This window comes from Marinoscillum sp. HNIBRBA16962, assembly GCF_057801515.1.
In genome coordinates this window covers 4,368,512-4,384,334 of record NZ_CM173603.1, presented here as the reverse complement: position 1 = coordinate 4,384,334, position 15,823 = coordinate 4,368,512, and the positions used below count along the sequence as shown (strand labels likewise).

5 protein-coding genes are annotated in these 15,823 nt (G+C 45.3%); 4 read left to right on the top strand and 1 reads right to left on the bottom strand.

All coding sequences use genetic code 11. From position 1 onward, the window contains the following. Positions 1-99: 99 nt before the first annotated feature. The gene (locus AC3E9V_RS18185) at positions 100-1,593 is read right to left on the bottom strand and encodes an alpha-L-fucosidase (protein ID WP_488749574.1); all 1,494 of its coding nucleotides are present in this window, start codon (positions 1,591-1,593) and stop codon (positions 100-102) included. 171 nt (positions 1,594-1,764) lie between these two features. Here AC3E9V_RS18185 and AC3E9V_RS18180 point away from each other — a divergent pair, with 171 nt between their 5' ends. From AC3E9V_RS18180 to AC3E9V_RS18165, 4 genes are all read left to right on the top strand, one after another. Then, positions 1,765-5,871 carry a hybrid sensor histidine kinase/response regulator gene (locus AC3E9V_RS18180; RefSeq protein ID WP_488749573.1) on the top strand — a complete coding sequence of 1,369 codons (4,107 nt, stop codon included), beginning with the start codon at positions 1,765-1,767 and terminating at the stop codon, positions 5,869-5,871. A gap of 506 nt (positions 5,872-6,377) precedes the next feature. Further along, positions 6,378-7,814, top strand: a complete 1,437-nt coding sequence (locus tag AC3E9V_RS18175) for an RICIN domain-containing protein (RefSeq protein ID WP_488749572.1) — start codon at positions 6,378-6,380, stop codon at positions 7,812-7,814. 190 nt (positions 7,815-8,004) lie between these two features. Further along, complete coding sequence (locus AC3E9V_RS18170) at positions 8,005-10,968, top strand: BACON domain-containing protein (protein WP_488749571.1); 2,964 nt, start codon at positions 8,005-8,007, stop codon at positions 10,966-10,968. A gap of 80 nt (positions 10,969-11,048) precedes the next feature. After that, positions 11,049-15,773, top strand: coding sequence for a BACON domain-containing protein (locus AC3E9V_RS18165; RefSeq protein ID WP_488749570.1), 4,725 nt, complete (start codon positions 11,049-11,051; stop codon positions 15,771-15,773). Positions 15,774-15,823 lie beyond the last annotated feature (50 nt).

Here is a 15,823-nt window from a genome sequence, read left to right as displayed (position 1 = left end):
TCCACCTCTCCGGAGAAATCATGCTGTTATTACTTCCGTGCTACAATGCTTTTTTTGACAATGGACTACACTGAAGGTGATAAAGCCACTATGTTTTTATTATTCAAGAACAAGTTTATAAACCAAAGCCTGATTGTTTGGTATTGTTGCAGGTGCACTTACTATCAATCCGCTTTCAGTAAGCGACCATGCAATTTCCTCTTGTGTCCCTAATACAGATACAGCGGCAATAGATCTACCCTGAAGGTTTTTAGTGTTGATTGATTGAATCGGTATTTCAATTTCAGGTTCGGGTATGCCCAGAATAATTGCATACAGATTATTTTCTTTTGTCGTGAAGCGGATGTCTTCAGGTGTGTATTGTTTCCACTCAAGAAAATGCCCGGATTCTCCTAAAGTAGTTGGCCCTTCTCCATAAACTGTCCAGGTTCGGGTTCCATAAATAGCCTCACCATTCACTTTCAACCATTCACCAATTTCCAGGAGTACCTTTTTCTGCTCATTCGGGATCACCCCATTTGCTTTAGGAGAAATATTGAGCATTAGCACCCCGTTTTTACTGACAATATCAATCAGGACATGGATAATTTCCACTGCGGGCTTTACCTGTAGGGTTTCGGTGTAGCTCCAGCTACCATGAGCTATGGTCTCATCGGTTAGCCAGAAATAGTCGGTTTTATCATCCATTCTACCTTTCTCCAGGTCCACCAGGCTGACCTCTTTTGGCAACTCCCCGTTTTTATGGGTGATCACTACGTTCTGATCTCGTTTCAGGCTTTCATTGATGTAGTAAGTTGCAAAATCCAGCTTGACCGAATCTGGTAGTTTACTTAGCTCTCCATCGAAGTAGATAAGATCAGGATGATAGTTGTCAATGACTTCTTTGAGCTTACCAACCCAGTTTTCATAAAACCTTTCCCTGGGAATGTTGCCGTACATGATCCGGATCAGCGAGTCTTCACTTGAGGTGGCCATTTCCGGATTGTATGGGAAGTAGGATTTATCATTCAGCCAGTTGGCAGTATCGTCCTGAAAGATCTGCAGGTTTCTGGCCATGTGAAAGGTAGTAACGAACTTTAGTCCCTTGCCATGAATCGCTGATTCCAATTCTCCTACCAGGTCTCGCCCAGGTCCCATATCCTTAGCATTCCATGGGTTTATTTCACTGTCCCAGTTGGACCAACCGTCGTGATGTTCCGCTACAACCCCGGAAAATTTCGCTCCTGCTTTTACGAACAGGTCGACCCAATCATTTGCATCAAAACTGTCTGCTTTAAATCGGGGTACAAAATCATGATAGCCAAATTCAGAAGGGTGACCATACGTCTCCAGGTGCTGTTTGTAGCTGTCCGTACCTTCAATATGCAGGTTGCGCGGGTGCCAGTCATTGGCATAAGCGGGTACCGAGAGCAATCCCCAGTGGTAATAGATCCCGAACTTAGCATCCCGGAACCAATCCGGAGCTTCTTCATACCTGGCTAGTGAATCCCAATTCTCTGCAAATAATTGGGGATCTGCATTTTTTTGTTTGCCAGGAGAGCATGAAAGTAACAAAACGAGTATCAGCGGGTAGAGGTATAGGTATCTGTTCATTGGATTATTGGTTGAGGATTAAAAAAAGCAATTTAATAAGTGTCAGAAATATGCAAGGGGGAGACAATGAATGGAATTGAGGTAAAGAATGTCATTTTTGAAAATATTCTATGTGAAACGTCCATAAACTTCATTAATATGTGATTAATTTAATTGTTAGGAGTGTGTAGAATGATTTTCATAAAAGAAGATATTGTCCGGTTTTTTGGTCTGGTGGTGATGAGTGTCTCATTTTTCGTTGCCTCAACCCAGGATATCCTGGATGTTAATTTTGAACGAATAACAACCTCCGATGGATTATCCAACAACCAGATCCATGATATTTTTCAGGATAGGCAGGGGTTTATCTGGATAAGTACACTTTCCGGGCTCAATCGGTACGATGGATATGAAATAAAGACCTTTTACCATAAAGAAGGGGATGAATCTTCTCTGAAAGACAATACCGTTCATTGGTTAGCCCATGGACCTGAAAACAAAATATGGGCAAAGCATGGCGAAGGGTTTTCTGTATATGATCCCTACCTGGAGCAGTTTAGTACTCCTGAAAAATATTTGGATCTCTTACAGACCGACGCAGCGTTCATCTCAAAAATAGTAGAAGATAAAAATGGAGATTTCTGGTTTTCCATAGATAACAGGGGGGTGGTCAAGCTTGAGGGAGACCAGGATGTGCTTCAGTTTAATAGTAGCTCGGATTCAGATGTTAAAATTGCTTCCAATGAGGTGGGAGATATGTTTTTAGATCGATCAGGAAACCTCTGGATTGTTCACCCTTCCGGAAGTGTAGAGGTGATTGACCCGAAAAACAATAAAGTAATAAAGCGCTATGGCTTGCCGGAATCTTTGGTGAAAAGTGCTCGGTATTGGCACATTTTTGTGGATAAGGACCTGGATTTGTGGCTCTATGGTGTAGAGGATTCTTTCGGGCTCTATTATTTAAATACTCAAACAGGGATTTCAAAGATCCTGGATGAGAAAGAACTTACAAGCGAGCTCGTCAGGGGAATTATTCAAAGCGAAAATGGAGATATATGGATAGGCGCAGATCACGGCGGGGTATCAGTCATCAATAAACATACCTGGAATGTCAGCGCTATACTAAATGATCCTGACGCCCCTAAGAGTATAGTAAATAACAACGTAAGCACGGTGTTTCATGACCGGAATGGAGGCATATGGGTAGGGACCACAAAAAGCGGAGTAAGCTATCATCACCGTGGCGCTAATAATTTTGACCATCACAAGATCAGCAAAAGGGATCCTGCTTACAATGATATGAGCAGTTTTGTAGAGGATGAGCATGGTAATCTATGGATTGGTACAAATGGGAAAAGTCTGCTTCATTTTGATCGTGAGCAAAGAACCCTTTCCAGTATCCTGGATGACCCAACTATCCGCGGCACGATCCCCGAGGTAATTGTCAGCCTGTTGTACACCCGCAACAAGGAACTTTGGGTAGGGACGTACCTTGAAGGACTTTTTAAGTTTAATGGAAAGCGCTTTGAAAAGGTGGATATTCTCCAGGATCAGAATTCAAGGGGCAGCAGTGTTTGGGAGTTATTTGAGGATTCCAAAGGCAATATTTGGATTGGAACTCTGAGCAAGGGTGCGTTTAAATACAACCCTGAAAACGGAGAAATAATCAACTATAATCAGTCAAAATCTCTTAAATCCAATTATGTGACCTGCATCACGGAAGACGATCAAAACCGTATCTGGTTGGGTACAGGCCTGGGTGTTTCAGTGTACCACCCTGACAGTAAAACCTTGAAGACTTATGTAAATGCTGATAGTTCTAAAGAAGGGGGATTAAGTAGCAGTAGTATTTTTTCTCTTATCAAAGACACCTCCGGCCGTGTCTGGATAGGCACCCTGGATGGTTTAAACTTGTATAATGAAGATACGGATAGCTTTACTGTACTTCGGGAAGAAGACGGATTGTCTTCCAATATCATCATGTCAATTCTGGAAGATAATAGCGGTAACCTGTGGGTAAGTACTTCAAGAGGGATCACCAAGATGACCGTAAATGATGAAGGGTATGATTTTCAGACTTTCGATCTTTCTGATGGTCTTCAGGGACAAAATTTCACAGAAGATGCCAGTCTTAAGACCAGTGACGGACATTTGATTTTCTCAGGCCAGAATGGGTTTAATATATTCAAGCCTGAGGATATTATAATCAATGATCATACCGCAAATTTACTTTTTACAGGGTTGTTTCTCTCCAATAATCGGATTACACCGGGCAATGAATTTGAGGGTGATGTGATTTTGGAAAAACCTCTTAACGAAATCAGGGAACTGTACCTTGATTACGATCAAAATTCAGTGGCCTTTGAATTTGTAGCGCTTTCATTTTTCCAGTCTGGTAAGATCCGCTATCAGTATAAACTTGAAGGTTTGGATGACCGATGGGTAAATGCTTCCCCTGAAATGCGTAGAGCAACTTATAACAATCTCAGCCCTGGTGATTATGTGTTCAAAGTCCGCTCTTCCAATAACCCTAACTCCTGGACCGAAGGAAATATTTCACTTAGCATCCACATCAGCCCACCCTTTTGGAAGACACCCTGGGCGTATGTAGCTTATTTTATCATAATTGTTGCGGCCCTTTATTTGACAAGGAGGTCTATTGTGAGAAGAGAGCGGAAAAAAGCGAGTTTAGAAAACGAAAGAAGGGAAGCGGAGCGCCAACATCAGCTTGACCTGATGAAAATTAAGTTTTTCACGAACATAAGCCATGAATTCAGAACTCCCCTTTCACTGGTGCTCACACCAATTGAGCGGATGATAAAAAATCCTGATCGTGTGAAGGTAGGTGATCTTACCATTATCCAGCGAAACGCCAAGCGACTCATGACCCTGGTAAATCAACTGCTTGACTTCAGGAAAATGGAAGCTAATCAACATGTGCTTAACCAGTCAAGTGGAGACTTGATTGCCTTTATGCAGGATATAATTGATTCGTTTTCTGATCTTTCCCGGGAAAGGGAAGTGGCATTGTCCTTTGAAACGGAGGTTAAAAGCTACTACACCTTATTTGATAAGGACAAAATGGAAAAGATCATGTTTAATCTGCTATCCAATGCATTTAAGTTCACATTGCCCGGAGGGGAAATAGTGGTTGATCTGGAAGTTCAGGATAGGTCAAATAACCGAAAAGCAGTGGTGATAATGGTCACGGATACCGGAATCGGCATTCCGGAGGAAAAACAAAAGATGGTATTTAATCGGTTTTTTCAAAATGAAATAACAGATAACCTCATAAATAATGGCACCGGAATAGGCTTATCCATTACCAAAGAGTTTGTAGAACTCCATGCGGGTAAGGTCAGTGTGGAAAGTCAACCCAATATGGGGAGTACATTTACCGTGGAGCTGCCACTTAAAGAACTCAAAAATGATGAGTATGCAGTTGATGAGTTGGTTAGAGAATTAGAGATCTCTGTCAAACAGTCAGGAATAGAAGATGATCAGCCAAAGTCCGGAGATCACCCATCCGTTCTGCTTGTAGAAGATAATTTTGATTTTCGGTTTTACTTAAAAGATAATCTGAAACAATTATATAGTGTATCTACAGCTTCCAATGGCAAGGAAGCATGGAAAATGATCCGCCATGATCTTCCAGACATCATCATTAGTGACGTGATGATGCCTTTAATGGATGGTCATGAGCTTTGCGAAAAGGTGAAATCTGATCCCAGGACTTCTCATATTCCTGTGATCCTTTTGACTGCACAGTCTTCTGATCAACATAAAATACAGGGGCTGGAATCCGGGGCTATTGAGTACATCTCTAAGCCTTTCAATTTTGAAATACTGATAAGTAGTATCAATAGTGCATTGAAATTTCAAAAAAGAGTGAAAGAAGCTAAGAACCTTATTAAGGTGGAGCCGAGTGAAATAGACGTAGAGTCTGTTGATGAAAAGCTGATCAGTAATGCTATAGAGTATGTGGAAAAGAACATATCCAACTCGGAGTTCTCCGTAGAAGATCTCAGTCATGAGCTTGGGTATAGCAGAGGGCATTTCTATCAAAAAATTTTAAAGCTTACAGGCCAGACCCCAATTGACTTTATCCGAAATATTCGAATGAAGCGTGCTGTAGACCTACTTTTAAAGAGTCAACTGAATGTTTCTGAGATCGCTTACAAAGTGGGATATAACAACCCCAAGCTATTTAGCAGATATTTTAAGTCTCAGTATAAAGTTTATCCATCACAGTACAGGGCTCAGGTTGAAGAGATAGACAATCGGGAAGAGTCAAAATAGCCGGGCAAAATTCCGGATCCTCCCAGACTATTACAGCAAAGGTGTCTTTCCATCATCATCAATAAACACTGAGGGGCTTACCACAGTCGTATCTACTATGGATCGAAGGTGAGCTTTCATCATTTCTATATCCTCAGAACAGGTCAGACGGGTAAAGGATAATACATATTAACCAGGGCAGCAGACAAAGTGAAGCTTTCATCTGCTGGTGACACTTTCAATCACATTCGGGTATCCCTTAGGAGCATCTGACCAGAAGAGAATTTTGCTCCACCTCATAGTTTGGATTTAATCGGGATAAGAAATGTCAGATAATAAAAAGCTACCATGTCTTCAGACATTTCTATCAGTGATCCACAACATTTCTGCACCCATTGTTTTCTGGTAATTGAGAAAATTGCAATGAGGTGTTGATTTGAGTGGAGGTGACTGAAACATTGATAATGTAATATCTGAAATGCTAATAAAATTTCAATATTTAATAATCAACCTAAACCGTAAACACTATGATAAGAAGTATTACTTTAATTATCTGTTTATTGATTGCTGCACTTTGTGTGCAGGCGCAGAATTTCGAAACATGTGACCGATGGGCCTCATGGAATGTAAATGGCTACACCATTTATAACAACATTTGGGGCGATGGACACGGCACCCAATGTCTTTGGGCATACGATAAGGGCAACTGGGGAGTTTGGGCAGATCACCCGAATACCGGGGGAATTAAATCGTATCCGAACGTAGACTATGATGTTAATTATACCGTGAGCAGTATGCCAACGATCACGGCCAGTTTTAATGCTTCTACTCCTGGTTGGGGTTCGTATAATACGGCTTTTGACATCTGGTACAACAACTACGACTATGAGATCATGCTCTGGGCGAACTGGAATGGGTCGATGGGGCCTATCTCCTATAACTATGGTTGTAGCGGTTATCCAAGTACGGCATGCCCGGTAGCTACCAACGTGAATGTAGGCGGCCATACCTGGAACTTATATGAAGGTACCAACGGCTCTGCCACTGTCTACTCTTTCTTGCGAACCAGTGACACCAATTCAGGTACAGTGAACATCACCCAGATTTCGCAGTGGCTGGCCAGCAATGGCTATTTTGGCTGGAATACCAATCTGCACGAGATCCAGTTTGGTTTTGAGATCACCAATTCATCCGGAGGCGCGGATTTTAGGGTCAACAGCTACAATGTCAATATCGACAACTCCGGAGGCGGTGGAGGAGGAGGTTCCTCCTACTATACTATGACCAATAGAAGCAGTGGTAAATGTGTGGATGTAGCTGGTGCATCATCAAGTAACAATGCAAATATTCAACAGTATGACTGTCATGGTGGTGAAAATCAGCAGTTTGAATTAGTTGACCTGGGAAATGGTTACTATCAGCTCAAAGCTCGACATAGCGGAAAATGTATTCGGGCAGCAGGTGGAGATGTATACCAGTATGATTGTTATGACTATTACTGGAGTGAGATGTTTGAAAGAATAAATGCCGGAAGTGGCTATTACATTTTGAAGAACCGTAGTACCGGATCTTGTCTCCGGGTAGAAAATAGTTCTGGGTCCAACGGAGCTAGTATTGTGCTGGCCTCTTGCAACACCGGCTGGTGGAGTCAGCAATTTTCCTTTTCCGGTGCCGGCTCCCGTGTGGTTGATATGGTGGAGGCAGAACTTACCGAAGACCTAACCTCAGACCTGGTGGTCTACCCAAATCCGGTCAAACGAAATGACCCTGTTACGATTGCTATGCCGTCCATTTATGAAAATGTGGAGTTGGAGATTGTGAACCTAAGTGGCCAGGTGATGTTTTCGCAACAATATAAAACTACAGACAAGATCATGGTAGATCAGAGATTGGATGAGGGGATCTATACGATCCTGATTAAGACTGATGAAATGATTGCAAACTACAAATTAATTGTCCGATAAATAGTCTTCGGAAAAATGCAAAGAAGCCGTCTCAAAAAGACGGCTTCCTGCATAAACCTGATGTTTGACAACCTAATCCTGATAACACTAGCCCTGGTAACATAGAATAAGCATAATATCTGTTGTTTTAAACTTTAATAATATTTTGAAAATAGTGGTGTGATCACTATCAAACTAATAAGCAATAACGATGAGAAAGAAGTGTTTTGGAAGGGACCGGCTGCCATGCGGACTGGTGTGGATACTATTACCTTTATTATTTATTGTACAAACATTACCTGTAGGTGCTCAAACCTATGAGTGGAACAATGTGGCTATTGGTGGCGGAGGATTTGTATCAGCCATTGTAACCAGCAAAACAGAGCAAGACCTTGTGTATGCCCGCACGGATGTAGGAGGAGCTTACCGGTGGGATGAGACCAATAGCCGGTGGATTCCGCTACTGGATTGGGTATCAGTGGATCAATTGGGCTATATGGGCGTGGAGTCATTGGCAACAGATCCGCAAAACCCTAATCGGTTGTACCTCCTGGCAGGTACTTCCTACTTCAATAGTGGAAAGTCTGCAATCCTTAAGTCAGAGGACTATGGAGAGACCTTTACCGTCATAGATGTTACCTCACAGTTTCATGCACATGGAAATGGGATGGGCAGGCAAAACGGGGAGAAATTAGTAATAGACCCCAATAATTCTGATATTCTCTATTGCGGCTCCAGGGACAATGGACTTTTCAAGAGTACAGATGCAGGATTGACATGGACCAGGCAGTCAGGACTGGATGTGACGACCACACCCAATGAAAACGGGATCAGCCTGGTGGTCATGGATCCGTCCAGTGTCTCAGGTGGTGCTACTCAGACCCTGTTTGTGGGGGTTTCACGGACGGGTACCAATTTTTACAAAAGTACAGATGGAGGCCAGTCATTTACGGCTGTTTCAGGAGCTCCCTCAGACCTGATGCCACAGCGGGCGGTCTACGATGGCAATGGCAACATTTACATTACCTACGGAAATGGGGCCGGACCTCATGCTCATTGGTCAGAGCCGGAGCCCTTTGATCTTGGTGAGGTGTGGAAATACAATATAACCGGTGATTCATGGACCAATGTGAGTCCTCCGGAAAATACGCGTCCGTTCGGAGGGATCAGCGTTGACCCGAACGATCCGGACCGGCTGATCTGCTCCAGTATCAATAACTGGGTGCTTCAGGAAAACGGGCATGGTGACCAGTTTTTCATTACTACAGATGGAGGCGCCAACTGGACAGATATCATCGCGAGGGGCTTTGATATGGACCCGAATGGAGTTCCATGGATTGACGATAGCTCCATACACTGGTGTGGTTCTATTGAATTTGATCCTTTCAATCCACAAAGGGCCTGGGTGACTTCCGGAAACGGCATTTTTCGTACCGAAGATATTGACGCTACCACCAATGTATGGAAGTTTATGATGGCTGGATTAGAAGAAACAGTACCTCAGTCGGTGGTGAGCATTCCGGGTGGTCCCCTCATCTCTGTGATCCTTGATTACGACGGATTCAGGCATACCGATGTTACGCAATATGAGGTCAGGCATACCCCTTCCATGGGCTCCACCACAGGGCTGGACTTTGCAGGACAAGCTTCTGACAAGGTGGTACGTGTGGGAGAGGCTATGTACTATTCTACTGATACCGGGATCACCTGGACTGAAACCACGGTGATCAATGGCGCCAAGGGACAAGTGGCCTTGTCAGCCGATGGCAATGTACTGCTTCACTCACCTGACGGAGAGACCACAACTTACCGTTCTACTGATAACGGAAGCACATGGTCCACTGTGAGTGGGCTGAATATCTCAAATGCCCGTCCCGTATCGGACCGTGTCAATCCCAATAAATTCTATGCCTATGATCCTTCATCCGGAGCAGTGATGGTCAGTACGGATGGCGGAGCAACCTTTTCTCAGACAACAACCGTATCAACCGGGGGCTCCAAAGTGATCCGAGCTGTACCGGATTCTGAAGGAGATATTTGGGTCCCTCTCGGAACAGGAGGTTTGACCCGTTCCACCAACTCAGGGTCCTCTTTCAGCACCGTTAGCAGTGTGACCACATGTGATGCCGTAGGCTTTGGTAAAGCGGCAGAAGGTGCCGACCATCATGCTGTCTACATATGGGGAACAGTAGATAACACTTTAGGCATCTACCGCTCAGTGGATGGAGGTGCCACCTGGGAGCGAGTTAACGATGACGCCCACGAATATGGCGGCCTGGCCAACGGCCAGTTTGTGGTTGGCGATATGAATGTGTTTGGCAGGGTGTATATAAGTACAGCGGGACGAGGTATTGTGTACGGGGAACCTACTGGTACTACAGGTGTACTGACCGTATCACCAGCTTCACTTTCTTTTTCCTCATCCGCAGGAAGTCAGGATCTCACTGTCACGTCCAATCAGAACTGGACTGCTGCTAGTGATCAGGAGTGGATCAGTATATCGCCCTCATCCGGATCGGGGACAGGAAATGTATCTGTAACAACCAACCAAAATACAGATCCAAACGACCGATCAGGAATAGTGACGGTTTCTATTGACGGCATTACCAGGTCAGTGGATGTCATCCAAAGTGGCTGTACGAAGACTACCATTACCCCTTATATACAGGTCAATGAGGGGGCTTTGCAATCAACTTCGTCTTTGTCAGTTTCGGTTGGAGACCTGGTAGTGCTCTCTCCCGAACCCGCCACCGGTGGCGCCTGGAGTTGGAGTGGGCCGAGTAGTTTTTCAGCTACTGGTCGTGAGGTAACTTTTAGCAGCATCCAGGCAGATCAGGCTGGGAAATACATTGCTATCTATACGAATGAAAGTGGCTGCCAAAGTACGCAAGACTTCACCTTAATTGTTGAAAATATCCTCGGGGTATCAGATTGGCAAACCAACGGATTGTTGTATCCAAACCCCGCAAGAAACGGGCGATTTTATGTGAATATCCCGGAAGGTACGGCTAAAACGGATCTGAAAATATTCAATGTGCAGGGGAAATTGGTGCACGACCAAACTTTAACCGGGGGGACGCAAGTCCGGATAAATATTTCATTGAAGCCAGGGGTGTATCTGGTTAAAGGTATCTCCGGATCAACGAGTTTTTCAGGAAAGCTTTTAGTCCGGTAACTACCTACAGACAGTCCTTTGAAAAAGGGTTTTTGATCAACTAAAACTAAATACAAACTAATAACCTAAACAAATAGCTTATGAGAAATAAGTACCAATTTCAAGTGAATCCACCATGGCGAAGATTACGGTGGATAATGGTATCTCTACTTTTATTAGTGGGGGTTTTACGAACGGATGCTCAATCTTATGACTGGGGCAATGTAGCCATCGGTGGCGGAGGATTTGTTTCGGCTGTAATAGCCGACCCAAGTGCTCAGGGTGTTTTTTATGCCCGGACTGATGTGGGAGGAGCTTATAGATGGGACGAAGGCACGCAATCATGGATCCCGTTGACAGACTGGGTGTCTGAAACTGAACTGGGACTCCATGGTATCGACGGAATAGCCGTGGATCCCAATGTGGCCGGGCGGGTATACCTGCTGGCAGGTACCACTTACTGGAACGGCGGTAAATCCATGTTCATGAGATCTGATGATTATGGAGATACCTGGGAGAAGTTTGATATTACCAGCCAGTTTAAAGCACACGGTAATGGTATGGGCCGGGGCAACGGAGAACGAATAGCCGTGGACCCCAACAACAGCAATGTCATTTTTATTGGCTCACGATTTGACGGGATGTGGAAAAGCACCGACCGGGGATCTTCCTGGACACAGGTGTCTTCCTACCCGGTAACCACCACTGCAAACGAAGCTGGGACATCAATTATTGTTTTTGATCCTTCCTCTGCTGTTGGTGGAGTAAGCCAGACGATCTATGCGGGTGTTGCGCGGGCCAATGACAATCTTTATGTAAGTCACGATGCAGGGGCTAGCTGGTCACTGGTGGCCAATCGGCCTACTGCTGGCGGGATCATGCCACAACGTATAGCCGTGAGCAGCGATGGCAATACCCTCTATGTAACCTATGGGAATGGTGCCGGTCCTCATGCTCAGCTCTGGGGTGGTGTTACAGATTATTTCAACAGGGGAGCGATCTACAAGTACGATGTGCCATCCGGCACCTGGACCGATATTTCCCCGGAAAACTATATGCTGGATCTAGATAAAATAGAAGAGGGTACAAGCCAGGTCCACTATGGAGCTTACAGTGGAATTTCCATTGACCCAACCAATGAAAACCGGATCCTGGTGACTTCCATCAATAGCTGGAGAGGTGTACAGTACTGGAACGACAATGGTACCTGGCTGGACAAGTACGGTGATAATATTTTCCTCAGTGAAGACGGGGGACAGACCTGGCGGGAGATGTTCAGGTTTTACTGGACACAAGGCGGACAGTTCCCGGACTATGACATGGTAAGTACCAACGGCATTAACTGGGTCAAAGGATCTACCGTTCACTGGAACAGTTCGGTAGTTATTGATCCGTTCAATTCAGACAGGGCATTTGTGACCTGTGGAAACGGCGTGTGGGGAGCTGACAACCTTTCAGACTTCTTCACCAGAACTGATTCGGAAGGAATTACCACTGAACATGGTAAAGCGACATGGAAATTTAAATCCCATGGGATAGACGAGACCGTACCCCAGGACCTTGTAAGTGTTCCGGGTGGGCCGTTGATTTCGACCATACTGGATTATACAGGCTTTAGCCACACAGATATTACCCAGTATGTGCCCCCTCATAACCCACCTGCTGGTTCTACCACTGGTCTGGCTGTGGCCGCACAAAACCCGGCCAAGGTGGTTCGTGTTGGCGTTGATATGCATTACTCTACGGATACGGCAAAGACCTGGACACAAACCACGATCAATGGAGAAAAAGGAAAATTAGCTTTGTCTGCTGATGGTAATGTGCTACTTCATTCACCTCAGGGGTCATCAGTCATGTACCGGTCTACAGACAATGGCAGCACGTGGAGCACTGTTAGCGGCATCAATACAACATCAAGTTTTTTACAGCCAGTTGCCGATCCGATCAATGTAAATAAGTTCTATACTTACGACCCTGAAACAGGAGCAGTGATGCGCAGTACCGATGGTGGAGCTTCTTTTTCTCAGGTATCCACAGTTGCTATCGATGGAAAGAGGAAATTACGGGCAGCTCCGGGCAGGGAAGGAGACATTTGGATCGCTTTGGATAGTGCTGGTCTGGTACGATCTACCGATTCCGGATCTTCTTTCAGCACTATCAGTGGGATTACTATATGTCGTGCCGTAGGTTTTGGTAAAGCCGCCAATGGGGCCAGCTACCCGGCTGTCTATATCTGGGGAACCATCAATGGCGTAACAGGCATTTACCAATCCATCGACGAAGGGGCCACCTGGACACGTGTCAACGACGATGATCACGAATATGGCGGACCGGCCAACGGAGAATATGTGGTTGGTGATATGAATGTTTTTGGACGGGTTTATATGAGTACGGCAGGAAGAGGCATTGTATATGGCGAACCTGCCAGTACCTCTGATTATCTGACAACCTCCAGCTCTACACTGGATTTCACCTCAGTGGCTTCCAGCCAAAACGTTATAGTCAGCTCCAATGTCAGCTGGACGGTATCGGTTGATCAACCGTGGCTGTCGACTTCTGCAACTTCCGGATCAAATGACGGCAGTTTTTCAGTAACGGTGACGGCTAATGATGCGACTACAAATGATCGAACCGGAACGGTTACCTTGACGGGAGGAGGAATTACCCGAACGATAGCTGTTACACAGCAAGGCGTATCTGATGAATTGAGTTTGTCAGCCAGCTCCCTGAGTTTCACCGCCGCTGATTCCAGTGAAATTGTCTGGGTTGGATCAAATATAGACTGGACAGTGTCAGAAGATCAGACCTGGATTTCACTTTCCAATACTTCGGGATCAGGTGATGGCTCTTTTACGGTTTTTGTGACCGCTAATACGAATACAACAAGTCGTACCGACACGATAACCGTTACCGGAGGAGAGATTACACGGACAGTCACTGTCACACAGGAAGGGAATTGCACGCCATCTGCGATTACACCGTATGCACAGGTGAACGGTGGCTCTTTGCAGCAAACCGATAGTATTTCTGTTACTGTAGGCGATACCCTTACGCTTAGCCCTGCACCGGCAACCGGAGGTACCTGGAGCTGGACTGGCCCTAATGCCTTTAGCGCTACGATCCGTGAAGTCACTATTTCTGACATTCAGACCATCCAGGCTGGGGATTACACTGCTACTTACACTAATGATGGAGGATGTGAGAGTACACAAACCTTTGATGTGGCAGTGACAACTGGCAGCCTGGCAGCATCTCCCGCCTCATTGACTTTTACTTCAGCTGATTCCAGTCAGGACGTGACGGTCAGCTCCGATGTAAGCTGGACGGTATCGGATGACCAATCCTGGATTTCCACTTCTGTAAGTTCAGGATCAAACAACGGTAGCTTTTCAGTTTTAGTGGCTGCCAACATTTCCACAAGCAGTCGTAGTGGGGTGGTAACTGTTTCAGGTGGTGGTGTTACACAAACGATCAGTGTAACACAAGATGGAGATACTTCCGGAGGTGCAACAGGTACAATCCTGCGTGAATACTGGACCGCCATTAGTGGTACAGCTATCAGCAACCTGACTTCCGATGCCAGTTATCCTGATAATCCGAGCGGAAGCGAACAGCTGACTTTACTGGAAGGACCGATTAACTGGGCTGACAACTATGGAACGCGTATCCGTGGATACATCCATCCGACTACCAGCGGCAGCTATACCTTCTGGGTGGCAGGTGATGATGATACTGAGCTGTACCTGAGCATTGATGACAATCCGGCGAACAGCACGCTCATTGCTTCTGTAACAGGCTGGACGAATTCCAGGGAATGGACCAAATACACTTCACAGCAGTCCACTGTAATCAGTTTGACTGCCGGACAAAAGTACTACATCGAAGTGTTGCACAAAGAAAGCGGAGGTGGCGATAATGTGGCGGTAGCCTGGCAAGGACCAGGAATAACCCAAAGCGTGATCGATGGCGCGTTCCTTTCTCCTTATGTACCTACCGGAGGCCCTGCCCAGTATACATTGAACACATCCGTTTCCGGGTCCGGGAGCATTTCCTTAAGTCCTTCAGGAGGTGTGTATGATGAAGGAACTGTGGTGACGCTTACTGCCTCTCCGGATGCAGGCTGGCAGTTTAATGGCTGGAGTGGAGATCTCAGTGGATCGACTAATCCAACTACAGTGACCATGAATAGCAATAAGACTGTAACAGCGACCTTTACAAGTGGAGGAGGAGCTGCTACTACGACACACGTAGAGTGGATAGCTGCAGAAAGTCAAAACGCAGGTCAAGGAAACAAGCGTGGTATTGCTACCATCAATATTCAGGATAATCTTGGCAGTGGAGTAAACGGTGCCACAGTTACAGGAACTTTTAGCGGGTCGTTTAACGAAACGGTAACTGGCACTACTGATTCGAACGGAAACGTGACTTTAGTAACGACAGCTACTGCTAAAGGTGGCGTAACTGTGGACATCTGTGTAGACAATGTGACCCATGGTTCTCTGACGTATGATCAGGCACAAAATGTAATAACCTGCACAGGTGCAGGGGCGCGTATTTCCGCAGGTCGATCCGATGATTTAGAAGATCAGAGCAATTTTGTGCTGTATCCGAACCCCTCAGCGGACGGTAAGTTCTTTATTGATATTCCTTCGGCTGATGGCGAGACAGGGATACATATATTCAACGTCCAGGGAAAACTTGTTTACAGCCAAGCTTCGATCGGAGTGAATAGGATAGAGGTAAATTCAGAACTGAATTCCGGAATATACTTAGTCAGAATTCATTCTGAGTCCATTCATGTTTCCAGGAAACTGGTAATCAAATAAAACTAACTATCAATTTCTAACCCATGCCTTTGGTGAATGAGCCATGGGTA